General features: G+C 62.7%; 23 protein-coding genes and 1 pseudogene. 23 read left to right on the forward strand and 1 reads right to left on the reverse strand.

Translation table 11 applies throughout. The features are described from left to right. Positions 1-95: 95 nt before the first annotated feature. The 20 genes from rho (at position 96) to TX78_RS05760 (ending at position 20759) form a co-directional block, all read left to right on the forward strand. The gene (gene rho, locus TX78_RS05665; protein WP_044494925.1) at positions 96-2051 is read left to right on the forward strand and encodes a transcription termination factor Rho; all 1956 of its coding nucleotides are present in this window, start codon (positions 96-98) and stop codon (positions 2049-2051) included. A gap of 118 nt (positions 2052-2169) precedes the next feature. After that, entirely contained in the window at positions 2170-3252 is a 1083-nt protein-coding gene (prfA, locus tag TX78_RS05670; RefSeq protein WP_044494926.1) for a peptide chain release factor 1, read from the forward strand. After that, positions 3245-4162 carry a peptide chain release factor N(5)-glutamine methyltransferase gene (gene prmC / locus TX78_RS05675; RefSeq protein ID WP_044494562.1) on the forward strand — a complete coding sequence of 306 codons (918 nt, stop codon included), beginning with the start codon at positions 3245-3247 and terminating at the stop codon, positions 4160-4162. Before prfA ends, prmC begins: the two co-directional genes overlap by 8 nt. 10 nt (positions 4163-4172) lie before the next feature. Continuing rightward, positions 4173-4835: an L-threonylcarbamoyladenylate synthase gene (locus TX78_RS05680; RefSeq protein ID WP_049897595.1), complete on the forward strand. Its 663-nt coding sequence runs from the start codon at positions 4173-4175 to the stop codon at positions 4833-4835. Beyond that, on the forward strand, positions 4832-5980 hold the full coding sequence (locus TX78_RS05685) for an MraY family glycosyltransferase (protein ID WP_044494566.1): 1149 nt from the start codon (positions 4832-4834) through the stop codon (positions 5978-5980). The genes TX78_RS05680 and TX78_RS05685 overlap by 4 nt, the downstream gene beginning before the upstream one ends. Positions 5981-6028: 48 nt before the next feature. Continuing rightward, the gene (locus TX78_RS05690; protein ID WP_044494568.1) at positions 6029-6433 is read left to right on the forward strand and encodes a hypothetical protein; all 405 of its coding nucleotides are present in this window, start codon (positions 6029-6031) and stop codon (positions 6431-6433) included. Positions 6434-6630: 197 nt separating this feature from the next. Further along, positions 6631-7443, forward strand: a complete 813-nt coding sequence (atpB, locus tag TX78_RS05695; protein ID WP_044494569.1) for a F0F1 ATP synthase subunit A — start codon at positions 6631-6633, stop codon at positions 7441-7443. Between the two features lie 82 nt (positions 7444-7525). Further along, entirely contained in the window at positions 7526-7735 is a 210-nt protein-coding gene (locus TX78_RS05700; RefSeq protein WP_022872799.1) for an ATP synthase F0 subunit C, read from the forward strand. A gap of 65 nt (positions 7736-7800) precedes the next feature. After that, positions 7801-8364, forward strand: coding sequence for a F0F1 ATP synthase subunit B (locus tag TX78_RS05705; protein ID WP_044494927.1), 564 nt, complete (start codon positions 7801-7803; stop codon positions 8362-8364). Continuing rightward, positions 8364-9173 carry a F0F1 ATP synthase subunit delta gene (locus tag TX78_RS05710; RefSeq protein ID WP_044494573.1) on the forward strand — a complete coding sequence of 270 codons (810 nt, stop codon included), beginning with the start codon at positions 8364-8366 and terminating at the stop codon, positions 9171-9173. The genes TX78_RS05705 and TX78_RS05710 overlap by 1 nt, the downstream gene beginning before the upstream one ends. A gap of 82 nt (positions 9174-9255) precedes the next feature. Then, the gene (gene atpA / locus TX78_RS05715) at positions 9256-10884 is read left to right on the forward strand and encodes a F0F1 ATP synthase subunit alpha (protein WP_044494574.1); all 1629 of its coding nucleotides are present in this window, start codon (positions 9256-9258) and stop codon (positions 10882-10884) included. 45 nt (positions 10885-10929) lie between these two features. Then, positions 10930-11823 (forward strand): F0F1 ATP synthase subunit gamma, encoded by an 894-nt coding sequence (locus TX78_RS05720; RefSeq protein ID WP_044494575.1) that lies wholly within the window; start codon positions 10930-10932, stop codon positions 11821-11823. 39 nt (positions 11824-11862) lie between these two features. Next, positions 11863-13323, forward strand: coding sequence for a F0F1 ATP synthase subunit beta (atpD, locus tag TX78_RS05725; protein WP_044494576.1), 1461 nt, complete (start codon positions 11863-11865; stop codon positions 13321-13323). A gap of 2 nt (positions 13324-13325) precedes the next feature. Then, complete coding sequence (locus TX78_RS05730) at positions 13326-13592, forward strand: F0F1 ATP synthase subunit epsilon (RefSeq protein ID WP_044494577.1); 267 nt, start codon at positions 13326-13328, stop codon at positions 13590-13592. A gap of 116 nt (positions 13593-13708) precedes the next feature. Further along, on the forward strand, positions 13709-14401 hold the full coding sequence (gene nucS / locus TX78_RS05735; protein ID WP_044494928.1) for an endonuclease NucS: 693 nt from the start codon (positions 13709-13711) through the stop codon (positions 14399-14401). 96 nt (positions 14402-14497) lie between these two features. Next, positions 14498-14794, forward strand: coding sequence for a hypothetical protein (locus tag TX78_RS05740; RefSeq protein ID WP_044494579.1), 297 nt, complete (start codon positions 14498-14500; stop codon positions 14792-14794). A gap of 162 nt (positions 14795-14956) precedes the next feature. After that, positions 14957-17152: a hypothetical protein gene (locus TX78_RS12605; protein ID WP_049897542.1), complete on the forward strand. Its 2196-nt coding sequence runs from the start codon at positions 14957-14959 to the stop codon at positions 17150-17152. After that, on the forward strand, positions 17152-18108 hold the full coding sequence (locus tag TX78_RS05750) for a tetratricopeptide repeat protein (RefSeq protein WP_044494580.1): 957 nt from the start codon (positions 17152-17154) through the stop codon (positions 18106-18108). The genes TX78_RS12605 and TX78_RS05750 overlap by 1 nt, the downstream gene beginning before the upstream one ends. Before the next feature lie 330 nt (positions 18109-18438). Continuing rightward, the gene (locus tag TX78_RS05755) at positions 18439-19194 is read left to right on the forward strand and encodes an ABC transporter ATP-binding protein (protein ID WP_044494930.1); all 756 of its coding nucleotides are present in this window, start codon (positions 18439-18441) and stop codon (positions 19192-19194) included. Continuing rightward, positions 19179-20759, forward strand: a complete 1581-nt coding sequence (locus TX78_RS05760; protein ID WP_044494582.1) for a hypothetical protein — start codon at positions 19179-19181, stop codon at positions 20757-20759. The genes TX78_RS05755 and TX78_RS05760 overlap by 16 nt, the downstream gene beginning before the upstream one ends. A gap of 66 nt (positions 20760-20825) precedes the next feature. Here TX78_RS05760 and TX78_RS05765 read toward each other — a convergent pair whose 3' ends face one another. Next, positions 20826-21383, reverse strand: a complete 558-nt coding sequence (locus TX78_RS05765) for a DUF3515 family protein (protein ID WP_081652602.1) — start codon at positions 21381-21383, stop codon at positions 20826-20828. Positions 21384-21467: 84 nt separating this feature from the next. Between TX78_RS05765 and TX78_RS05770 the strand changes: the two genes are divergently transcribed. From TX78_RS05770 to TX78_RS05780, 3 genes and pseudogenes are all read left to right on the forward strand, one after another. After that, on the forward strand, positions 21468-22538 hold the full coding sequence (locus TX78_RS05770) for an LCP family protein (RefSeq protein ID WP_044494585.1): 1071 nt from the start codon (positions 21468-21470) through the stop codon (positions 22536-22538). A 77-nt stretch (positions 22539-22615) separates the two neighbouring features. Beyond that, positions 22616-23644 carry a DAK2 domain-containing protein gene (locus TX78_RS05775; RefSeq protein ID WP_081652604.1) on the forward strand — a complete coding sequence of 343 codons (1029 nt, stop codon included), beginning with the start codon at positions 22616-22618 and terminating at the stop codon, positions 23642-23644. 36 nt (positions 23645-23680) lie between these two features. Then, positions 23681-23967, forward strand: a pseudogene (locus tag TX78_RS05780) (ATP-dependent DNA helicase RecG); the annotation flags it as partial.

Raw genomic sequence — 23967 nt, forward strand, 5'->3', positions numbered from 1 at the left:
TCTGAGAAGCCGTTGAAGAGACCGCAGGCCGAGATCATGCACATGTTCAGCGCGCCTGCCCGACGAGGGAGAAGGAAACCTTCGTGACAGACACCATCACTGAGGCACAGCCTCAGGACGCCGACAAGGCCCCCAGGAACTCTGAAGCCCCCAGTGGAGGACTCGCGGGTCTTAAGCTGGCACAGCTGAAGGCCCTGGCATCCCAGCTCGGCATTGCTGGCTCATCCCGGATGCGTAAATCTGACCTGGTTGAGGCGATCTCTGCCCACCAGCGCGGTGGCGCTGTAGCCGACCGCAAGAAGACGGCACCCGCTGAGAAGACGGAGGCCGAGAAGAACACCGCTCCGAGGGCCGACGCTCAGCAGGACCGTGCTGATAAGGCCGTCACCGAGACGAACAGTACTGGGACGAGCGCCGGTGAGAAGAACAACGCCGAAAAGACCTCCGAGTCCAACGGATCCGCTGAGCAAGCTTCTCAGGACCAGTCGCCGCGTCGCGGCGGACGCAACAGCCGCAGCAATAACGCTGAGGGCGAGCAGGAGCGCGGTCAGGACGAGAAGTCCGGGCAGAAGGGCTCCGAAGACGATTCCGAGGGGGGTCAGTCGCGCAATAACGGCCGCAACCGGCGCAACCGTGACCGCCGCAATGACGACTCCCAGCAGGGTGAGCGCCAGAACAACGAGCGCCATAACGACCGGCAGAACAATAATGACCGGGCGTCTCAGGACAATGACGGCGACGGCGAGGACGAGGGCCGCGCACGTCAGCGCAATGACCGCAACGACCGCGGCGATCGGGGTGATCGCGATGACCGCCGCAACCGTCGTCGTAACCGCAATGAGCGCAACCGTCGCGGTCGCACTCGCGGCCCGGAGCACGATGACACCGAGGTCACCGAGGACGATCAGCTGATCCCGATCGCCGGCATCCTGGACGTACTCGACAACTACGCTTTTGTGCGCACCTCCGGCTACCTGCCCGGTCAGAATGACGTCTATGTGGCGCTGGCCCAGGTGAAGAAGTACAACCTTCGCAAGGGTGATGTGGTCACTGGCTCCATCAAGGCCCCGCGTGAGGATGACAAGCCGAATAAGCGGCAGAAGTTCAACGCTCTGGTCAAGGTGGACAAGGTCAATGGCCGTCCCGCTGAGTCCAACACCGATCGCGTGGAGTTCGGCAAACTGGTCCCGCTCTACCCGCAGGAGCGTCTGCGTCTGGAAGGCGGCGATCCCAAGGCCGTCGGCCCGCGCGTCATCGACCTGATCGCCCCCATCGGCAAGGGTCAGCGTGGCCTGATCGTCTCCCCGCCGAAGGCCGGTAAGACCATGATCTTGCAGGCCGTGGCCAACGCGATCAAGACCAATAACCCAGAGGTGCACCTGATGATGGTGCTCGTTGACGAGCGCCCCGAAGAGGTCACCGACATGCAGCGCACCGTTGATGGTGAGGTCATCGCCTCCACCTTCGACCGTCCCGCCGATGACCACACCACTGTGGCCGAACTGGCCATTGAGCGTGCCAAGCGCCTGGTGGAGCTGGGCAAGGACGTCGTCGTGCTGTTGGACTCCATGACCCGCCTGGGCCGCGCCTACAACCAGGCCGCTCCGGCTTCGGGCCGTATCCTCTCCGGCGGTGTTGACGCCTCTGCGCTCTACCCGCCGAAGCGCTTCTTCGGTGCTGCCCGCAATATCGAAAACGGCGGCTCACTGACCATTTTGGCCACCGCTCTGGTAGAGACCGGCTCCAAGATGGACGAGGTGATTTTCGAGGAGTTCAAGGGAACCGGCAATATGGAGCTGCGGCTGTCCCGTCAGCTGGCAGATAAGCGGATCTTCCCGGCAGTGGATGTCACCGCGTCCTCCACCCGCCGCGAAGAGGCTCTGCTCTCCCCGGAGGAAGTCAAGATCATGTGGAAGCTGCGCCGGGTGCTCTCAGGCCTGGACCAGCAGCAGGGACTGGAACTGCTCATGAACAAGCTCAAGGAAACTCAGTCCAATGCTGAGTTCCTGATGCTGATCTCCAAGACCACCCTCGGCGAGAACGGCAAGTAGCTACGCATCAGAAGCCCGGGCCGAGCATACTGCTCATGGCCCGGGCTTCTGCCGTATCAGCGAAGACCACCACACTGATTAAGGACGTATCTGCATGAGCACCCAGATCAACCCCCGCATGTTCGACTCCGTCGGCACACTGCTCGAAGAGCATAAGGAGCTGCAGTCCAAGCTCGCTGAGCCGGAGACCCACGCAGACCAGGCGCTGGCCCGGAAGCTGGGACGCCGCTATGCGCAGCTCAACGGCGTGGTCGAGGCACATAAGCGCTGGACACAGCTGCAGGATGATCTGGAGACCGCCCAGGAGTTCGCCGCCGACGACGCCGAATTCGCCGCCGAAGTGCCACGCCTACGTGCTGCACTGGATGTTGCAGCGGAGAAGCTGCTGCGAATGCTCATCCCACGTGATGAGAATGATGCTCGCAACGCAATTCTGGAGATCAAGGGCGGTGCCGGCGGTGACGAGGCGGCGCTTTTTGCCGGCGACCTGCTGCGTATGTACACCCGCTACGCCGAAGCCAAGGGCTGGAAGACTGAGATTATCTCCTCCACCGCTTCTGACCTGGGTGGATATAAAGATGTACAGGTGGCCATTAAGGCCAATACCAATGATCCGGCTGAAGGGGTCTACGCCCACCTGAAGTTCGAAGGTGGTGTGCACCGTGTCCAGCGTGTGCCGGAGACCGAATCCCAGGGGCGAATCCACACTTCAGCAGCGGGCGTGCTGGTGCTGCCCGAGGTTGATGAGCCCGAGGAGATCGAGATCAATCAGAATGATCTCAAGATCGACGTATACCGCTCCTCGGGGCCGGGCGGGCAGTCGGTGAACACCACGGACTCCGCTGTGCGCATCACCCACCTGCCCACCGGCATTGTGGTGGCCATGCAGAATGAGAAATCGCAGCTGCAGAATAAGGAAGCCGCTATGCGCGTGCTCCGGTCCCGGCTGCTGGCCCACCAGCAGGAGCAGCTGGACGCCGAGAGCGCTGCGGTGCGGAAATCCCAGGTGCGCACCATGGACCGTTCGGAACGCATCCGCACCTACAACTTCCCGGAGAACCGGATCGCTGACCATCGCACCGGCTATAAGGCGTACAACCTTGATGCCGTGATGAACGGTGACCTGGAGCCAGTAGTGCAGTCCTGTATCCAACTGGATGAGCAGGAGCGGCTCGCCGCGCTCGGCGATTCGGATGGCTGATCTGCAGAATCTGCTGCGGCAGGCCGTTGCCCAGCTGCAGCACGCTTCAGTTCCCTCTCCACGTGCAGATGCCGAGTTGCTGGCAGGTCATGTGCTGGGTCTGACTCGCTCCCAGCTGCAGCTGAAGGCGGTGACCGGTATGGAGGTCAGCGACGACGACGCCGAGCGGCTTGCGGGCCTGCTGACAGAGCGTGCCCGCCGCATCCCGCTGCAGCACCTCACCGGGACCGCGCCCTTCCGGCGCCTGGAGCTCAAAGTCGGCCCGGGGGCGTTCATTCCTCGACCAGAGACCGAAACCGTAGTCCAGGCCGCCCTTGATGAACTCATCCGGCTCGAGTCGGCCGGTGTGAGACGACCGCGTGTTGTGGACCTGGGCACTGGTTCTGGCGCTATCGCCGCTGCCATAGCCAGTGAACACCCATCAGCCGAGGTCCATGCCGTGGAACTCTCCGCGGAGGCTGCCTCCTGGGCAGAGCTGAATTTTGCTCACCTGCCCTCTGGTTCAGCCGAAGTCACGCTCCACCGCGACGACCTGCGCAACTTTCCTGATGGCTGGGAGGCGGAGTTCGACGTCGTCGTTTCCAATCCGCCCTATATACCTGCAGATATGGTCCCCCAGGACGAGGAGGTTCGGGTCCATGACCCGGAGCTTGCTCTTTACGGCGGTGGATCCGATGGCCTGGAGTTGCCACGGGCGGTGATCACCGCAGCCCAGCGTCTGCTGGTGCCCGGTGGCTGGTTCATCATGGAACACGCTGAGGTACAGGCCCCGGCACTGCAGCAGATCTGTCGCGCCCAGCCACAGCTGAGCCAGGTCAGCACGCACCAGGATCTCGCTGGACGCGACCGTGCCACATCTGCACGCTTCGCAGTGTCATCGGAGCCCGAATCAGCAAGCCGCAACGGATAAGCGTGAAAGAATACACCGCGTGAGTGAGACCTTCGACGTAACCAGTCCGCAGACCCGTACTGCGGCGATCGACGCCGCCCGGGATGCTGTCCGCCGCGGAGAATGCGTAGTGCTCCCCACTGATACCGTCTACGGCATCGGTGCCGACGCGTTCTCGCCACAGGCCGTCGCCGTGCTGCTGGCCGCTAAAGGACGCGGCCGCAATATGCCGCCACCGGTGCTGATCGCCCGCCAGGAGGTTATGGATGCCCTGGCTACCGAGATTCCTGATTCGGCACGCGCCCTGGCGGAAACCTTGTGGCCCGGGGGGCTGACTCTGATTCTGCGCTCGCAGCCGTCGTTAGCGTGGGACCTGGGGGAGACCCGTGGGACAGTTGCCCTGCGAATGCCCGCAGACGAGGTCGCCCTGGAACTGCTAGCGGCCGTGGGGCCGATGGCGGTCTCCAGCGCCAATCGCACCGGGATGGCAGCGGCAACCACTGCCGCACAGGCTCAGGAGATGCTGGCCGAATCCGTCTCGATCTACTTGGAAGATGGGGAGCGCAGCACCAGCGCAGCCTCAACCATTGTCGACTGCACCCGCGAGGTGCCCACCGTGGTTCGGCAGGGCGCAATTCCGCTGCACGAGCTCCAGGCGATCGTCCCGGACGTCACGGCTGCAGAGACCGAATGATCTATTTCCTCATTGTGCTGACCGTCTCGGCGGTGACCACCTACGTGCTCACCCCGCCGGTCCGGCGCATCTCCTACCAGTTGGGGATCTACACCCCTATCCGCGAGCGTGACATCCACTCCGTGGTCAAACCGCGCTGGGGCGGTGTGGCCATCTATGCAGGAATGCTCGCCGGGTTGGGGGCTGCAGCCTTCATTCCCTACCTCAGCGGGCTGTTCAGTGATCTCACCCCGGTCATCGGGTTGCTGCTGGCCTCGCTGCTGATTGTCATCACGGGAATGGCCGATGATGCATGGGATATCCACTGGGCGCTGAAACTTGCCGCGCAGGTGGGCTGTGGCATCATCCTGGTGCTGCATGGGATCCAGCTAGAGGTCATGCCGGTGGGCTGGCTCGGCGTCGGCGGCCCGCTGCTGCAGGCATGTCTGACGGTGTTTCTGGTAGTGGCAACAATCAATGCGTTTAACTTCATTGACGGCCTGGACGGGCTGGCCGCAGGAGTGGCCGCCCTGGGCGGCTCGGCCTTCTTCCTCTACAGCTACCTGCTGACGCTGTCCATCAATTCGTTTGACGCCTCAAATCTGGTGACCCTGCTCATGGCGATATTGGTGGGATCCTGTCTGGGCTTCCTTCCACATAATTTCCATCCCTCCACGGTGATTATGGGGGATACCGGTGCCATGCTGCTGGGACTGATCATGGCAGCCGGGGCTTTGATCGTGACCGCATCTCTGGAACTGTCCCAGGAAACCTTCCGCTTCAGGAATATTCCGGCGTATATGCCAATACTGCTGCCGTTGGCGGTGATGCTGCTGCCGGTCCTGGATCTGGCACTGGCGGTGATCAGGCGCACCGCCCGCGGAGCGTCCCCATTCAGTCCGGACCGTGGTCATCTGCACCATAAGCTCATCGATTCCGGCTACACCCATCCGCAAGCTGTGCTGCTGCTCTATCTCTGGGCTGGCCTGTTTGCCTTCGGATCCATCTCCTTCAACTTCCTGCCATGGTGGCTCGTGAGTATCGGGTTGCTGCTGGCCCTCGCCGCTGCCGTCATACTGACGCTGAGTCCTTGGCTGCGCCGACGTGTGTGGCGGGCCCGACGAGCTGCAGCACAGCAGGCCCTGCTTCAGAAGAGGGGACGTTGAGACATGAGGAAGCGAGGCCTGGCACCCGAAAGAGGGGCTTGGGGGAGGATGCTGCGGCTAGCTGTAGCATGCAGCCTCCTGGTCCTGATCCCCTTCGCGCTGGTCGCATTTCTGGCAGCAGGGCAGGAAGCGGCCCGATCGGTCATCATCGGCGGTGGGCTCGTTATTGTGCTCTATGCGCCCTCGATCTGGGTGGTGGATCAGGCCGAGCGACGAGTGCCGCAGCTGGCGATCCCGCTGTATATGCTGCTCTTCGTCCTGAAATTCCTCGGAGTTGGAATAGCCATCGCCACCATACCGCTGCCGGTGTGGCTGAGTTTGGCGTGGGGCGGAGCAGCTGGTGTGACTACCGTAGTGGTGTGGCAGGCAGCGTGCGTCCACGTGTTCAGCAGCATGCGTATGAGCATCGTGCCGCAGGAAAACGCTGCCCCTCCACCGCCCCCCACTGCGTAGTAAGGCCGAAATAACCGCTTTTCTACAGAATGTAGTACTGTTGAGTCCGCAGCCTCAGCGTGCGCGAGTTCACCTTTCGATTTGATAAAGTGATCGGCACGCGCACGGTGGGATTCCTGCGCAGACTTGCTAACTTCTCGCACAGAACGAGCCTCTAGTTTTTGAGGATTCGTCGACGACCGATGAGAGGACCAGCGTTGCTTACGCTTGCCCTGAGAGCCGCCGATGGAGGCGAGTTTCAACCCCCCAGCATCAATGACACCCACCTTCCTGAGATTCTTCCTTGGGGCGTCGAGTGGGGAGAGGGCTTCCTCGGCAAGAACGGACTCGTCCTTCTTGTTTCGGTAGTCATTATCTGGGCATTCTTTTCTTTCGCCATTCGCAAGCAGTCCCTGGTTCCCACCCGGACCCAGTTCATTGGCGAATCTATCTATGCATTCGTGCGGAACTCCCTGGGACGTGACATTCTCGGCGAGAAGCACTTCAAGCCCTGGATCCCCTTCCTGTTCGCCGTCTTCACGTTCATTCTGGTGAACAACCTCATGGGCGCGATCCCGGTCATCCAGATGCCGAGCTTCTCGCACGCTGGCCCCGCCTACGTCATGGCGGCCATCGTCTACTGCACCTGGATCGGCGTCGGCATCCAGAAGCACGGCCTGCGGTATTTCAAGCTGGTGACGATCCCCTCTGGGGTGCCGTGGTACGTCATGCCTGTCATGATCCCGCTGGAGATCATCTCCAACTTCATCGTTCGCCCGCTGACCCACTCACTGCGTGTGATGGCGGTGATGCTGGCAGGACACATGATCGTCATGATCGCCGCAGCCGGCTCCGAGTTCCTGGTGACTCAACAGGACAACATCTTCCTCAACGCCACCGGCATCATTGTCCTCATCGGCTTCGTTCCGCTGTATTTCCTCGAGCTGCTGCTGATGGTTCTGCAGGCATTCGTGTTCGCCCTGCTGACTGCCATTTACCTCCAGGGCGCTATCGAGGCCGACTCGCACTGAGTCAGCGTTTTCACAGACTTCTAACTGAATAGACCCGCCCGAAAGCGCCGGGACCCCGGCACCTTCACAAGAAAGAGATCACATGGAAATCATCGGTAACGTGAACATGATCGGCTACGGCCTGGCTGCTATCGGCTCTGCACTTGGCGTGGGCCTGGTGTTCATGGCCTACATCAACGGTGTGGCACGTCAGCCCGAGGCACAGCGTGTGCTGCAGCCCATCGCCATCCTGGGCTTCGCCGTGATCGAGGCGCTGGCCATCCTCGGCCTCGTCTTCGCGATCTTCCTCTAAGTCAGACCACAGCACCTGATGGCACCGCATACACAGGTGCCTCATGAAAAGGAATGGGTGAATACATGATCAGCACTGCACTGATCCGCGCGGCGGAGGGCGACTATGTCGCCAACCCGCTGATCCCGCACCCGTGGGAGATGGCTGCTGCCTTCATCGGCTTCTTCGTCCTGCTGTTCGTGGTCGTCAAGTTTGTTGCTCCGAAGTTTGAAGCCACCTACCAGGAGCGGGTTGCCGCGATTGAAGGCGGAATCAGTGAGGCCGAGGAAGCCAAGGCGGAAGCAGAATCGCTGAAGGCTGAATACGAGAAGAACCTCGCAGATTCTCGCGCTGAAGCGTCACACATCCGCGAGGAAGCTCGTGCCGAGGCAGCCCAGATCGTGGCTGAGGCTCAGGAGAAGGCCGCCGCTGAGAGCGCCCGGATCCGTGAGCAGGCTCAGGCCCAGATTGAAGCAGAGCGCGCCAGCGCAGCTGCACAGCTCAAGGCCGACGTCGGCACCCTTGCCACCCAGCTGGCAGGCCGCATCGTCGGTGAAGCCCTGGAAGACGACGCCCGCTCCCAGCGAGTGGTCGACCGTTTCCTTGCTGATCTTGATGCTGAGCAGAACCGGGCAGGAGCGACCCAGTAATGGCAGCGGTGACCAGCGAATCCCTGGCAAGCCTGCAGAGCGACCTTGCAGCAACCATCTCCTCCGCCGATCTCTCGGTGGCCGATGAGCTGTTCGCTGCGCTGGACGTCCTCGAGGGTTCGGCATCGCTGCGCCGGTCACTGACAGATCCTGCACGGCAGCCGGCAGAGCGGGCAGCCCTGGTGCGCTCGCTCTTCGGCAACAAGGTCGCCGAGCCCACTGTCAGCATTCTGGAGGCAGCAGTCTCTCGACGCTGGAGCACCGAACGTGACCTTGGGGACGCCCTGGAGAGCCTTGCCGTCAGCGTCACCGCAGCTCAAGCGGAACGCGTCGGGCTCAGCGGTCTTGAGGACCTGGAAAGTGCGCTGCTGGGATTCCGTCACACGGTTGCCGAGTCCCATGAACTGCAGCGCGCCTTCACTGATGCACAGGCAACACCGGAGGCTAAGCAGCGGCTTGCCGCCCGGCTGACCCCCAACGTTTCCGCTGAGGCGCGCCTGCTCATTGATCGCGCTGTGACTCAGCCCCGCGGAGTGCGCCCGACCACGCTGGTGGAGAAGTTCGCTTCGGCGATCGCCGCCCGTCAGCAGCGCTGGATTGCGCAGGTCACCGTGGCGAAGCCACTGGACAGCGCCTACCTGCAGAAACTGTCTACTAGCCTGGACAACTACTTCGGCAGGGAGCTGAAGCTCGACGTCGTCGTCGACCCCGCAGTGGTCGGCGGCATCCGGGTACAGGTGGGGGATGAGGTAGTCGACAGCACCGTCGCTGCCCGACTCAATGACCTGAGCCGGACACTGGCACGCTAGCTCACGCTGGCAACAATACGAATCTTTGAACCGAACGGCCGCCGACGGTGCGGCCACTGATAGAGGAGAGCAGGGACTGCAGATGGCCGACTTGACCATCAACGCCGACGACGTCCGCAATGCTTTGACCGAGTTCGCTGCGTCTTACGAGCCTGGCGCGGCAGAACGAGTCGAGGTCGGACGTGTGATCTCGGCAGCCGACGGAATTGCACGAGTGGAGGGACTTCCCTCCACTATGGCGAACGAGCTGCTTCGCTTCGAAGACGGAACCCTGGGACTGGCCCAGAACCTGGACACACGCGAAATCGGCGTGGTGATCCTGGGCGAGTTCTCCGGCATCGAAGAAGGCCAGGAAGTGACCCGCACCGGCGAGGTGCTCTCCGTTCCGGTGGGTGATAAGTTCCTGGGCCGCGTGGTGGACCCGCTGGGCAACCCGATCGACGACCTCGGTGAGATCGAAGCCGAGAGCCGCCGGGCGCTGGAGCTGCAGGCACCTTCGGTGGTGCAGCGTAAGTCCGTCCACGAGCCGCTGCAGACCGGCATCAAGGCTATCGACGCCATGATTCCGATCGGCCGTGGTCAGCGTCAGCTCATCATTGGCGACCGTCAGACCGGTAAGACCGCCATCGCCATCGACGCGATCCTCAACCAGAAGGCCAACTGGGAATCCGGCGACGTCAACAAGCAAGTCCGCTGCGTGTACGTCGCTGTGGGACAGAAGGCATCCACCATTGCTGCTGTGCGCCAGACCTTGGCCGATCGCGGTGCCCTGGAATACACCACTATCGTGGCTTCCCCGGCATCCGACCCGGCAGGCTTCAAGTACCTGGCACCCTTTGCAGGCTCGGCTATCGGCCAGCACTGGATGTACGGCGGCAAGCACGTGCTGATCATCTTTGATGATCTCTCCAAGCAGGCTGAGGCCTACCGGGCTGTGTCCCTGCTGCTGCGCCGCCCGCCGGGACGCGAAGCATACCCGGGTGACGTGTTCTACCTGCACTCACGCCTGCTGGAGCGTTGCGCAAAGCTCTCCGATGAGATGGGCGCCGGCTCCATGACCGGACTGCCGCTGATCGAGACAAAAGCCAATGACGTCTCCGCCTACATCCCGACCAACGTCATCTCCATCACCGATGGTCAGATCTTCCTGCAGTCGGACCTCTTCAACGCTAACCAGCGTCCCGCTGTGGACGTGGGCATCTCGGTGTCCCGCGTGGGTGGTGCTGCTCAGGTCAAGGCCATGAAGAAGGTCTCCGGCACACTGAAGCTGGATCTTGCCCAGTACCGGGATATGCAGGCCTTTGCGATGTTCGCCTCGGACCTTGATCCCGCTACCCGCCAGCAGCTGGTGCGCGGCGAGCGTCAGACCGAGCTGCTCAAGCAGGCCCAGTACACCCCGTACCCGGTGGAAGAGCAGGTCGTCTCCATCTGGGCCGGCGCTCAGGGCCACCTCGATGACGTGGAGCTGGCTGATATCAAGCGCTTCGAAGCCGAGTGGATCGATCACCTCAAGCGCAAGACTGACGTGCTCACCAACATTGCTGCCACCGGCAAGCTCGAGGATGACACCCTCAACACGCTGAACGAAGCCATCGTGGACTTCAAGAACGCTTTCCAGTCGGAAGGCTCCCAGTCCATCCTGGGCAACGAGACCACTGAGGCACTCTCGGCTGAGGACATCGAACAGGAAGAGATCGCCGCTCAGAAGTAGCGGATGCACCGAACTCTTCGACTGACTACTTAGGGAAGGACAAGCATGGGAGCCCAGATCCGGGTCTATCGCCAGAAGATCGCATCGACTTCGTCGATGAAGAAGATCTTCAAGGCGATGGAGCTGATCGCGACCTCGCGCATCGGCAAGGCGCGCAGCCGCGCACAGGCGGCCTCGCCCTATGCCGAGGCCATCACCCGTGCGGTCTCGGCCGTGGCCTCGCAGAACGATATCGAGCATGTGCTTACGCAGAAGGCGGATGCGCCTAAGCGCGCGGCAGTGCTGATCATGACCAGCGACCGCGGGCTGGCCGGAGCGTATTCCACCAACGTGCTCAAGCGCGCTGAATCGCTGACTGCGCGGCTGAAGGAAGACGGCATTGAGGTGCGTCCGTACCTCTACGGTCGCAAGGCTCAGGCCTTCTATGACTTCCGCGACCGTGAGTACGACAAGGTCTGGACCGGTCAGACGGATGCGCCTGCGGTTGAGCGCGCCCGCGAGATCGGTCAGACACTGGTCGAGCGCTTCACCCAGCCCACTGAGGAGGGCGGCGTGGACGAGCTCTACCTGGTCTACACGCAGTTCAAGTCGATGGTCAGCCAGGAGCCGGTGGTTCAGCGACTGTTACCACTGGCTGTTGTCGCGAAGGAAGCCGAGTCTGCCGAGGAGTTCCTGCCTCAGTATGATTTTGAGCCTTCCCCCGAGGAGGTGCTGGACGAGCTGCTGCCGAAGTACATCGAGTCCAAGATCTTCGCGGCAATGCTCGAAGCCTCCGCCTCCGAACTGGCCGCACGTCAACGCGCAATGAAGTCGGCTGCAGATAACGCAGACGAACTCATCCGCAAGTACACGCTGCTGCGCAACAACGCTCGCCAGGCCGAAATCACCCAGGAGCTCACCGAGCTCATCGCCGGTGCAGACGCGCTGGCTTCGTCCTAAGCCCTTTGACATCATCAAAGATCAAGTGAAGTGAGAGAGATGACTGCCACTACTGCAGAACAGAGCCCCGCCGGGGCCGTTCAGCCCGGAGCGACCGGACGGATCGCCCGCGTGATCGGCCCGGTTGTGGACATTGAGTTCCCCGCTGATGCCATTCCAGAGATGTACAACGCTCTGACTTCCGAGCTGACCATCGGCGGACAGACCCGCAAGATCACCTTCGAGACCGCAGCCCACCTGGGCGACAACATCGTGCGTGCCATCTCCCTGCAGGCAACTGACGGCCTGGTCCGCGGTGTGCCCGTGCACGACACCGGCGCTCCGATCAGCGTTCCCGTCGGAGACACTGTCAAGGGCCATATCTTCAACGTTCTCGGCGAGACCCTGGACATGCCCATCGAGGACCTCGAGATCGAGGACCGTTGGCCCATCCACCGCCAGGCACCGAACTTCGCAGCCCTGGAGGGCTCCACCGAGATGCTGGAGACCGGCATCAAGGTGATCGACCTGCTGACCCCCTACATCCAGGGCGGCAAGATCGGCCTCTTCGGCGGCGCAGGTGTGGGCAAGACGGTCCTCATCCAGGAGATGATCACCCGTGTGGCCCGTAACTTCGGCGGTACCTCGGTTTTCGCCGGCGTCGGCGAGCGTACTCGTGAGGGCAACGACCTCTGGGTCGAGATGGAAGAGGCAGGCGTTCTGAAGGACACCGCCTTGGTGTTCGGCCAGATGGATGAGCCCCCGGGAACGCGTCTGCGCGTAGCCTTGACCGGTCTGACTATGGCGGAGTACTTCCGTGATGTGAAGAACCAGGACGTGCTGCTCTTCATCGACAACATCTTCCGCTTCTCCCAGGCCGGCTCTGAGGTCTCCACCCTGCTGGGTCGTATGCCCTCGGCAGTGGGTTACCAGCCGAACCTGGCTGATGAGATGGGTGTTCTGCAGGAGCGCATCACCTCCACCCGCGGTCACTCGATCACCTCCATGCAGGCCGTCTACGTGCCTGCTGATGACTACACCGACCCGGCACCGGCCAACGTGTTCGCACACCTGGACGCCACCACCGAGCTTTCCCGTGCGATCGCTTCCCGTGGTCTGTACCCGGCGGTGGATCCGCTGACCTCCACCTCGCGCATCCTGGACCCGCAGTACGTGGGCCAGGAGCACTACGACTGCGCCACCCGCGTGAAGCAGATCCTGCAGAAGAACAAGGAACTGCAGGACATCATCGCGATCCTCGGCGTGGACGAGCTCTCCGAAGAGGACAAGATCATCGTCTCGCGCGCTCGTCGCATCGAGCAGTTCCTGTCCCAGAACACCTACACTGCTAAGCAGTTCACCGGTGTCGAAGGCTCCACAGTGCCGATCAAGGACACCATCGAGGGCTTCAACGCCATCGCCAATGGCGACCTTGACCACATCCCGGAGCAGGCGTTCTACAACATCGGCGGCCTGGACGACGTTGAGAAGAAGTACGCCGAGATCCAGAAGAAAGGCTGATCATGGCTCAGCTCGACGTTCAGGTCGTAGCCTCTGACCACGCTGTGTGGTCGGGGCAGGCCAAGTCGGTGCGCGCGCGCACCGTGGAGGGCGACATTGGCATCCTGCCCGGTCACACCCCGGTACTCGCCCTGCTGGGCGAGGGCGAGCTGGTGGTGGAGCCGGTCAGCGGCACCGCTGTGAAGGCCCAGGTCAGCGGAGGTTTCTTCTCCGTCGACCATGATCGGGTCACCATCGTCGCCGACGACGCCGAGCTCTCCCACGGCTGATCCCTCAGCCTGACTCTCACTTCACACTCACGTGATGGCCCCCGGTTCCGCCGGGGGCCATCGGTGTATCTTCCCGACTCCGCGCGGGCCGAGACCACACGATAGGATCGATGACCGTGCGATTGGTGATAGCAACATGTTCGGTGACCTATTCCGGTCGGCTCAATGCCCATATGGCTCTGGCCAAGCGCCTGCTGATGGTCAAAGCTGACGGAGCGGTGCTTATTCACTCAGACGGCGGCTCCTATAAACCGCTGAACTGGATGTCGCCACCAGCGACGATGCGGGTGAGCGCACCGGATGAGCATCAAGCCGAAGCAGGCATCAAAGAGGTGTGGACAGTATCCGCTACCAAATCAGATGACACCTTAAAGATCCTCATCTCAGAGATTCACCACGATTCATCGCACGAGCTGGGCACCGATCCCGGACTCGTCAAGGACGGCGTCGAGGCAGATCTGCAGCGACTGCTGTCGGAACAGATCGAGCGGCTGGGGGATGGGCACGCCCTGATCCGCCGTGAACACCCGACCCCCATCGGGCCGGTAGACATTCTGGCCAAGGGTCCTCAGGGAACTGTGGCAGTAGAACTTAAACGTCGCGGCGATATCGACGGTGTGGAGCAGCTGAGCCGCTATCTGGAGCTGCTCAACCGTGATCCACTGCTCGCCCCCGTCAGCGGTGTCTTCGCTGCCCAGCAGATCAAACCCCAGGCCAGAACTCTGGCTGAGGATCGAGGCATCCGCTGCGTGGTGCTCGACTACGAGGAGATGAAGGGCGTCGACGACGCCGACTCACGGCTGTTCTGAGTCAGTTGCGCCAGGGGCATAAGGCTTCCCACCGTTTGTTGCGCTTTCGACGCGATTTTCAGCCTGTCGCGCACCATCGGATGGGAGAATAGCCCTATGGCCAAGCGCAGAGCATCGAAGTGGCAGCGGGAACAGCGCCCGTTGAGCACTCAGTTCCTCGCTCCTGGCGGTATCAGTACCGGTATCGCCACCAAGCGCGACGGTGAATATCACGTGCGGTTCATTTCGGCAGCAGCTGCGCAGAAGGACTACATCTGCCCGGGCTGTCACGGTCGGATCCCACCTCAGACAGCGCATATCGTCGCCTGGCCCACTGGCTCACTGTTCGGTGTTGACTACGCAGCAGAACAACGGCGCCACTGGCATTCCCACTGTTGGAGGATCGCGGCCTGAATCCGTCCATTCCTCGGGAGGGCCCGCGCTGACCAGGTGCTATGCCGGCCACCAACGCAGGGCCAGCGTCCAGGCAGTCACAAGATTGTGACCTTATCGTTATCTTCGATAGTGTAGGCCGCTGAACTACCGCGTATCCACCACCAAAGGACACTTCGTACCGTGCGATTCCTCTATCCCGTCTCTGCCTTTCTTCTTGGGCTGATCCTTCTCGGCTTCGGCATCGGCCAGCTCGTCCCTGGCGAACCCGAGGACGTCCGCAGCCAGCCGGCAGAGGCGGCACCATTCACCGTCATCACTGATGACCTCATCGACGCCGATGAAGGTCACGATGAGTTCACCATTGAAGGCGACGGCGAATACAGCCTGGCGATCGGTCGGGCGCATGACATCGAGGCGTGGCTGGGCGACGCCGCCTACAACCGCGTCACCGGAGTCACTGACTCAGCCGATCAGGCTGAGATCGAGGTGGAGCACATTGAGGGTGAGCAGCAGGCCCCGAATCCGCTGAACTCAGACCTCTGGGTAGCGACCGAGACCACTGAGGGCGAACTCCTCTACCGCTGGAGCACCCCCGACACGGACGAAGAATGGTCCTTGCTGGTCTTCCGCGACGGTGAAGCCGCTGCTCCCGTGACAATCTCCGCTGAGCGCCCGGCGCCGGGCTCGCAGGGTCTGGGTATCACCCTGGTGATCCTCGGAGCCCTGGCCGTGCTGGTTGCCTTGGCGCTGTTCTACCGAGCTCTGGGAGCAACGCGCCGTGAAGCTGCGGCTGACAACGCCGACGGCGCCACCGCAGCATCCGCTGGTCTGGCCACCGAGCCAGAGTCCTCATCAGTTGATTCCGATGACCAGACGCTCGAGCACCCTTCGATCGCTCTGCCCGGTGCTGCTGACGCAGACCCTGCAGCAGATCTCTCCAGCGTCGAAGAATCTTCTTCAGCTGAGCCTTTGGCGGCAGACCACGCTGATAGCACCGAAGAACACCCTGAAGCCGACGAGGATGAAACCACGGCCCTGAGCTTCGACTTCCAGGATGACTCCGACGATTCCTTGGCCGAGACCGAAGTCATCGACGATGAGCAGAATGAGTCGCAGCAGGAAGCCAGCGAAACTGCTAGTGAAGCTTCCGCCTCCGAAGAAGAGGCCAACCGTGTGACCGCGGATGAAGCAGCTGACCCCGAAGATGCACCACAAGAAGACCAGGAGCACGTCATCAACGACGACGAACCCGCCTCCGAGCAGTCCCGGTCAGACGACGCGCAGACACCGGCGCAGAAGCCCAAGGGCCTGCGCGGACGATTCGGTCGTGGCACTGCCTACGCCGTCGTACCTGCGGTGGCAATTGCGCTGACCTCAGCTCTGGGCGGCACCGAGCAGGCATATGCTGCGACGGAAGAGCCCGAGCAGACCGAGACTGACATCGACGTAGCAGAGGAAGTGCCCTCCGAGGGCTACTCCGTGCTGCTGGGAACCCAGTTGGAGCGGATTCTCGGTGATATCTCCGAGGTGGTGGCCAGCGCCGATGAGGAGCAGGATGCTGAGGCCCTCCAGCAGCGGGTTGCAGGTCATGCACTCGAAGTGCGAGAGCTCAGCTACCGCAATCATGACCTCGCTGAGAGTTCTCTGCCGGCGCCTATCGGCACCGAGGTGCTCTCTGCGGCAGTGACTTCCGAGACAGAGTTCCCGCGACAGGCTGTGGTGATCACTAACCACCCAGACGGTGAAGTCCCACAGATCCTGATTCTGGAACAGAATTCCGCGCGGGAGAACTACAAGCTCATCCATGCCTCCCTGATGGCGCCGGGCACCGAGTTCCCGTCCTTCTCCGCCGAGCAGGGCGGTGTGGTTCCGGTTGATCCGGAGGACGAGTCCGCCTCTGAAGCACCAGCTCAGGCACTTCGCGGCGTCGCCGACTTCTTCGCCGATTCCGAGGACGAGTTTGGTGAGCAGGTCGCTGAGAGCATCTACCTGCAGAGCCTGCACGGCTACTACGAGGAATTGGCCGAAGCAGCTGAAGACACCGAGCTGAGCTTCCCAACCCCGGAGATGGGTGAACAGATCACAGCTCTGGAGCTGCCTGACGGTTCGACTCTGGTGGCTGGCTCCTTCGAGCTGGTGATGCAGATGGCCCCACTAGACGACGGCGATACGATCTTCCTGGAGCATGACCTCGTCGAGGAGCTGGCCGGCACTGACTGGACCACGTTCCCGACCGAGATCAGCACCACCGAGTCGGTCGTGCTCCAGATTCCGGCCGATGAAGACGGCGAGATTGTCCTACTGGGCATCCACGACATCATCTCTGATGCTTCCATCGACACCCCAGAGTGGTTTGAGGGCTACGATAGCGACTGATGAGTGAACAGCCTTCAATCAATGCGCGAGGGGCAGTAGACCTCTCCTCTCTGACCGACCAGTCCCAGCAGCCACAGAGCCGACCAGCCGGGGCTGCTCCGGCGGGTGCCTCGGGCGCTGCCGCGCAGCAGCCAGGTGCTGACACCTGGAGCGTGAGCATCCAGCCGCAGCAGCTGCAACAGGTGATCCAGCTTTCAGCTCAGGTGCCTGTTCTGGTGCTGATCCATGGGGCAGATGACACATCAGCCCAGTTCCGCGAGACACTGGAAAGCGCGGTTGATGCCCAGGGCGGCCGACTCGTTCTTGCCCAGATTGACGCAGCTGCTTCCCCAGAACTAGCCCAGCAGGCGGGGCAGCTGCCGGTGGTGACCGCGTTCCTGGCCGGCCAACCGATCGGTGAATTCGACGCAACGGCACCGGCGGAGCAGCTGCCGCAATTGGTCACCCAGATCATGCAGCTGGCCACCCAGAACGGCATTACCGGAACCGTGCCGCCCCAGGGGCGTAAGGCAGGGACCGCCGAGGACGCGAGCGAACCAGAGCTGCCGCCGCTGCACCAGAAAGCTCACCAGGCGCTGGAGCAGGGAGACTACGACAGCGCCATCGCTGCTTTCGAACAGGCCGTGCGGGAGAAGCCCGACGACGAGGACGCCAAACTGGGCATTGCCCAGGTCAAGCTGATGAAGCGCACCCAGGATGTGGATCTGGCGGCAGTGCGCCAGCGCGCCGCTGAGCATCCTGATGATGTGCAAGCCCAGACCCAGGTGGCAGATATCGACGTCCTCGGTGGTCACGTCGAGGACGCCCTCGCGCGGCTGGTGCGGTTTATCCAGACCCATCCCGGTGATGATCGCGAAACTGCGCGGCGCCACCTGGTGGAGCTCTACAGCATCGTGGGAGACAGCGATCCTCGAGTGGCGGCCTCGCGCAAGCGCCTAGCCTCTGCCCTGTTCTGAGTTGGTTCCGCGGGCGGGGAGACCCCGCCACGCTCTCGGCGGGCTCACGCCCGCCATCACGCCTGAAGGGTTCCGGCGGCGCGCGCATGTCGCGCACGCGCCGTGACGTAGCCCGCACACCCGCGGAGCGGCTGCACGGGTCCCTAACGTCACGGTTCCACTCGGCCGCGTGCAGTGGCCGCGGCCTTCACGCCTAAAGTTGGTTCCGCGGGCGGGGGAAACCCCGCGACGGCCATGACGTAGCCCGCACGCCCGTGTTGCGGGCGCGCTGGCGGAAGTCATCCGCAGGGCTGACGGCTGCCCGACTGCGGCATCGATAGGGTGGAGCCTATGGAGACTAATGCGCTGAGCATCCGTGGGCTGCATAAGCGATACGGGGACAAGATCGCGGTCCAGGACTTATCGCTGAATGTGCCCAAGGGATCCTTCTACGGATTCGTCGGCCCCAACGGTGCCGGTAAGACCACCACCCTGTCGATGGCCACCGGTCTGTTGCGCCCCGACGCCGGCTCAGCCGAGATAGCCGGCGTCGATGTCTGGAAGCACCCCAGCGAGGCCAAGCGGCGTATGGGCGTCCTTGCTGATGGGGTGTTGCTGTTCTCCAAACTCACCGGTGAGCAATTGGTGACCTACGCGGGACTGCTGCGTGGAATGGACCGCGAAACTGTCGCCACCCGCACCGAGGACCTGCTGCGCGTCCTGGGACTGGAAGAGGCCGCTGGCAAGCTCGTTCAGGACTATTCAGCTGGTATGACCAAGAAGATCGCGCTTGCTTCTGCCATGGTGCATGCCCCTGAGCTGCTTGTCCTGGATGAGCCCTTCGAAGCAGTCGATCCGGTTTCCGCCCGGACCATCCGCGGGCTACTGGATGCCTACGTGGCCAGCGGCGGAGCCGTCATCCTGTCCTCCCATGTGATGGACCTCGTTCAACGCATGTGCACCCATGTCGGCATCATCGCCCACGGTCAGCTGCTGGCATCCGGAACAGTGGATGAGGTGCGCGGTGACTCAGATCTGGAAACCCGCTTCGTGGAACTTGTCGGGCTGGAAGGCACAGATCAGGAGCTCTCGTGGTTGAAAGCCTGATCCGCCTCAAGCTGCGGCTGCTGGGGAACACGTACAAACGCTCGGGATGGGCTCTGGCGGGGACCGTGATCGCCGGGCTCTACGGCCTCGGCCTGGTAGGGCTGGTGGTCACGACTCAATTCGTCGAAGGAGCCCGCGCAGAATCCGCTATGGATCTGCTGATCCCCAGTGTGGTGGTCTCCACGGGTGTCACCCTGGTCTGGATTATCGTGCCGCTGGCGATGACCGGAGGCGATTCCGTGATGGATCCCCGGCAGCTGATCACCTTCGGCATTCCTCGGCGCAGCCTCGTCATTGGCCTCAGTGCCGCCCGGATGATCTCTGTGGGTGCGATTCTGACCGTTCTCTGGCTGGTGGGGCAGGTCCTGCTGTGGCGCTCTGACCTCCTGGCCGCGGTGATTGCCATACTGAGCATCCCACTTCTGCTGGTGACTTTTACTGCTGTGTCACAGGCGGTCACGACGGCCGCTTCAGCGTGGCTCTCAGCCCGCAAATGGCGCGATCTGCTGGCTATCTTGGGACTCGGTCTGGCCATGATGGCGTTCCCGATCGTCTCGAGCGCCGTCAGTGTCTTTGAGAATGTGCAGGAGGCTCTTCCGGTCATCGCCGAAGTGCTGTCCTGGACGCCGCTGGCCGCCGGAGCCGCACTGCCCTACGATGCCGCCACCGGGGCCTGGGGAGCGTTTGGCTTACGGCTGCTGATCCAGTTGGCCACCCTAGGTGCGGCACTGCTGATGATCCGCGCCGCCCTGATCACCATCACCGAGAAGCCGCGTGGCCAAGGCGGCCAGCGTCGTTCAGCAAAGCGCGGAAACATCGGACTTTTCGGGCTCTTCCCGGCTACTCCGTGGGGAGCAGTCGCAGCGCGCAGTCTCACGTACTGGCTGAAAGACCCCCGATACGGTGGGTCCTTGATTGTGGTCCCCGGTCTCGCCGTGCTGGGCCTCTTCCTATGGTGGCAGTCAGGGGAGACCTGGACCCTCTATGCGCTGGGACCCTTCATCGCATGGATGCTGGGCTACGCCATCTCGGCCGATATTTCCTATGACAACACCGCATTCGCCCTCCACGTCACCACCGGGGTCACCGGCGTCGCGGATCGGACCGGACGTGCCGTCTCACTGCTGACCTTCTCCCTGCCGGTGACTTTGGCGGTAAGCGTGCTGCCGATGCTGGCAGTAGGCAACGTGGAGCATCTGCTGGTGGTGACCGCCTTGAGTCTGGGCATGCTGCTGAGCACCATCGGGCTCTCCTCGGTGATCTCCGCTCGGCTCGTCTATCCCACGCCGAAACCCGGGGACTCACCCTTCAAGCAGCCTGAAGGTGCTGGCGGACGAATGATGGCGATTCAGATGGCGACCATGCTGCTCACCGCCGCAGTGATGATCCCCGATGTCGTCCTGCTCATTCTGTGGGCCGTCAATGGTGCCGACTGGCTGTTAGGGCTCTTGGTCGCAGCAACAGTGCTCAAGGGCGTCGGACTGGTCGTGGCTGGCATAGTGCTGGGGGCACGGGTCTACGAGCGCGCCGCTCCCGAGCTCTTCCAGGAAGTCGCAGCCCACTAACGCAGCCCACTAACGCGGCCCGGAGAAGTCCAGTGCAGAGATAGCCCAGTGCAGCGTTAGCCCTGTTCAGAGGTCCTCGGAGTTCTCCACGTACGCGGTGCATTCACGTGATTGCTCAATGCGGCTGACTGCGTCGGTCAGTGGCGGCATCGCATTGACCGACGAGATCTGCTCCATCGCCAGCAGGACCTCCACGGTAGGAACGCGCCCGTAGCTGATGAGCTGCCAGTGATCCTCGCGGTCCATAGCGACCCAGTCGATACCGCCGTATCTCACACAGGGTTCCGTGGTGGGACCGATGGGCTCCACGCCGCAGCGCAGCACAATCTCCGATGGCTCGCCCCAGACAGCAGTGCCTTGCGAACTGGTGGGGCGGCGCTCCTGGTCCCCGATGACTTCAGGAAGCCGCAGCATGACCTCCGCGCAGTCAGGATCTTCAGCGTTGGGAGCAGGTTCCACGGTGGCTGTGGCTGCGCAGGAAGTCAGCAGCAGCATTCCGGCTGCCAGCATGGCTCGCCGCCCTCGTGCCAACGCGGCAGACCCGGTAAGGACTGCGCCGATCCTGGGTCGGGGGCGCGGTGCGGAGGACGTCAACACCGTGGGCTGCGCGGAATTATCAGACATATGGCCTATTCTGATCGAATCTGAGGCCGCACGCTAAACGCTGGCGGTCAACACTTGATGAGCAGGCACCCTGAGGAGAATGTGATGACTGCTGCCCCGCCTCGGCACGGCGCCCCGTACAACGGCCCCGTCTTTTTTGACGAAGAACCTCCGCCCAAGCGCCGTAAGACCGGACGATGGGTGCTCGGTGGATTTGCCGTGCTGGTAGTTCTTGGCCTGCTGGCATCACTGACGTATCTCTTTGTGCTTCAGCGTTCATATAACGAGAACGTCACTCACTTCCCCTCCGCTGAGGATGGACAGAGCGCGGTGTTCCCGCCTGAAGAGGAACGTCCCGCCGACGACGACGCCCTGAACATCCTGCTGCTGGGCTCAGACTCCGGCGGCGGATCCGGTGATAACGAGAACCTGCCGCGGGTCCCCGGCGGCGGGCGCAGTGACACCATGATGCTGGTTCACATCCCGGAAAGCCGGGATGCCGTCTCAGTCATCTCCATTCCGCGCGACCTCTGGGTCGAGATTCCCGGCGGGTACGGCTGGCATAAGGTCAACGCAGGCCTGGCACTTGGCGGGGGACAGGGCCCTGGCCTCACTGTGGCCACCATCGAGTCGCTCTTCGACGTCCGAGTAGACCACGTGGCCGCCATCGATATGCTCGGTTTCGCCGGACTGGTGGACTCCATGGGGGGAGTCACAGTGAACTCGCCTATGGCCTTCACCGCGCAGAACGGCATGAGCTTCGCCGAAGGTCCGCAGCATATGACCTCGGAACAGGCATTGGCCTTCGTCCGCGAGCGGAAAGCCTTCCCTACAGGAGATCTCCAGCGCATCCAGAACCAGCAGACCTTCATCCGGGCAGTGATCGACCAGGCCGCCACACCCTCGACCCTGTCTAATCCGGTGCGGGTCAACGAAATGGTCGGTACTTTCGCCCAGCACCTGATCACCGACGAAGAGCTCGATGCAGGTGCCGCCGCGAGCCTGGCGTGGAGCGCACGCGGGGCAGTCAACAATATGCAGTTCACCACGTTGCCCACCGCCGGAAACGGATACTCCGCAGATGGGCAGTGGATCTTCTACCAGGACACCGAGGCCATCGCCGCGATGTCCCAGCATATGAAAGACGGGACCCTGGCGGACCACCTCTCGCAATAGCGGCTCTGCGCACTTCAGGCGCTGGTAGGGGAGAATAGGGACAGGACATACGACGACGGCGTGAGGGAGTCTTCTTCGTGAAGGGCAAAGTCAAGGGCGCAGCGGCTGCGCTGCAGTGGTTCGCCCAGGCCGAGCAGATGCTTGAAGTCCACGCCCCGCAGATCAACAGGCTCAACGTATTCCCGGTCCCGGATTCAGATACCGGCTCGAATATGCTGGCCACCATTCGGGCCTGCCGGGAAGCCGTGGAAGAAGCCGCCGGTGCCCGTCAAAGCGATGCCGAGGAGGACCTCGGTCAGCTGCTCAGCCTGGCGGGAAGCCGGGCCATGGGGGAGGCCTGCGGAAACTCCGGCACCTTGCTGGCAGTGCTGATCGCTGGTTTCGCTGAACCCCTGCATGGCTCCTCCCGGTTGACGGTAGAAGGCCTCAGCCGTGCCCTAGACCGAGCAAGCCTGCGAGCCTGGTCAGCGTTGTCTGCACCGGTGGACGGCACGATGCTCTCGGTTCTTGATGCGGTGCGCGATGCCGCCCACAACGAAACCGCCGCTGCACAGGAACCTGACTCAAGGGCGGCACTGGAGGCCGCCATGCCGAGGTTGGTCGCCGCGGCGCGGGAGGCGCTCGTTCGTACCGAGCAGCAATTGCCGGTACTCACTCGGGCGCAGGTGGTGGACTCTGGCGGGCTGGGCCTGCTGCTGGTGCTGGCCGCACTTGCTGCCACGGTTCGTGGCGAGAGCCCCATGCAGTATGTCCAGGACGACCTGCTCACCGGCCTTTCCGGATGGGCTGCTGCAGGGGAGGAGTCACGTGCAGGGGCTTCCGGGGCGCCGTCGTCGATTGAGTCCTCCACCGCAGAGGCCAGCCTCTCCGGAGTCGAGATCATGTCCACCGTGCGTCTGGACCCACTGGGCGCAGCCTCGCTTCGCCACCGATTGGACGAACTGGGTGAGGCTGTGATCATTACGCCCATCGGTGCAGAGGCCGAAGTCGATGGCTCCCTGCGCTGGCGTATCCACGTCCACGCCCAGGACGAGCAAGCCGTACTTGAGGCCATCAGCGCCGCCGGAGCGGTAGAGAGCAGCGCGGTCACCCCGCTGGGTTCGTGATCGCTTGCAGATGCAGATGAGCGCAGTGGGTAATTCATGAGCACTCTCGCCCCAGACTCAGTGCGCCCGGAGACGCCCCTCGAGCGACTGCTCGGCGGCCGCACGGCATCCACTCTGGCCAAGGAGCTCAACCTCACCACAGCCGAGGAACTGCTGCGGCATTTTCCGCGCCGCTATGTCGCCTATGGTCAGCTCTCGGCGTTCGTGGATCTCAACGAGGGCGAGCAGGTCACATTCATGGCCGAAGTGGTGTCCTGCAACAAACGCGAGATGCTCCGCCGTCGTGGCTTCATCGTTGATGTGGAGGTCAAAGATGAACAGGG

The sequence above is a fragment of the Nesterenkonia massiliensis genome (assembly GCF_000455245.1).
Lineage (GTDB): Bacteria > Actinomycetota > Actinomycetes > Actinomycetales > Micrococcaceae > Nesterenkonia > Nesterenkonia rhizosphaerae.

Excerpts from the sequence above, each read along its gene's own strand:
- atpA (WP_044494574.1), top strand. The coding sequence starts at position 9,256 with ATGGCCGACTTGACCATCAACGCCGACGACGTCCGCAATGCTTTGACC.
- prfA (WP_044494926.1), top strand. The coding sequence starts at position 2,170 with ATGTTCGACTCCGTCGGCACACTGCTCGAAGAGCATAAGGAGCTGCAG.
- TX78_RS05730 (WP_044494577.1), top strand. The coding sequence starts at position 13,326 with ATGGCTCAGCTCGACGTTCAGGTCGTAGCCTCTGACCACGCTGTGTGG.
- TX78_RS05770 (WP_044494585.1), top strand. The coding sequence starts at position 21,468 with ATGACTGCTGCCCCGCCTCGGCACGGCGCCCCGTACAACGGCCCCGTC.
- TX78_RS05755 (WP_044494930.1), top strand. The coding sequence starts at position 18,439 with ATGGAGACTAATGCGCTGAGCATCCGTGGGCTGCATAAGCGATACGGG.
- TX78_RS05750 (WP_044494580.1), top strand. The coding sequence starts at position 17,152 with ATGAGTGAACAGCCTTCAATCAATGCGCGAGGGGCAGTAGACCTCTCC.
- TX78_RS05720 (WP_044494575.1), top strand. The coding sequence starts at position 10,930 with ATGGGAGCCCAGATCCGGGTCTATCGCCAGAAGATCGCATCGACTTCG.
- atpD (WP_044494576.1), top strand. The coding sequence starts at position 11,863 with ATGACTGCCACTACTGCAGAACAGAGCCCCGCCGGGGCCGTTCAGCCC.
- prmC (WP_044494562.1), top strand. The coding sequence starts at position 3,245 with ATGGCTGATCTGCAGAATCTGCTGCGGCAGGCCGTTGCCCAGCTGCAG.
- TX78_RS05690 (WP_044494568.1), top strand. The coding sequence starts at position 6,029 with ATGCTGCGGCTAGCTGTAGCATGCAGCCTCCTGGTCCTGATCCCCTTC.
- TX78_RS05700 (WP_022872799.1), top strand. The coding sequence starts at position 7,526 with ATGGAAATCATCGGTAACGTGAACATGATCGGCTACGGCCTGGCTGCT.
- TX78_RS05685 (WP_044494566.1), top strand. The coding sequence starts at position 4,832 with ATGATCTATTTCCTCATTGTGCTGACCGTCTCGGCGGTGACCACCTAC.
- TX78_RS05710 (WP_044494573.1), top strand. The coding sequence starts at position 8,364 with ATGGCAGCGGTGACCAGCGAATCCCTGGCAAGCCTGCAGAGCGACCTT.
- TX78_RS05705 (WP_044494927.1), top strand. The coding sequence starts at position 7,801 with ATGATCAGCACTGCACTGATCCGCGCGGCGGAGGGCGACTATGTCGCC.
- TX78_RS05740 (WP_044494579.1), top strand. The coding sequence starts at position 14,498 with ATGGCCAAGCGCAGAGCATCGAAGTGGCAGCGGGAACAGCGCCCGTTG.
- TX78_RS05765 (WP_081652602.1), bottom strand. The coding sequence starts at position 21,383 with ATGTCTGATAATTCCGCGCAGCCCACGGTGTTGACGTCCTCCGCACCG.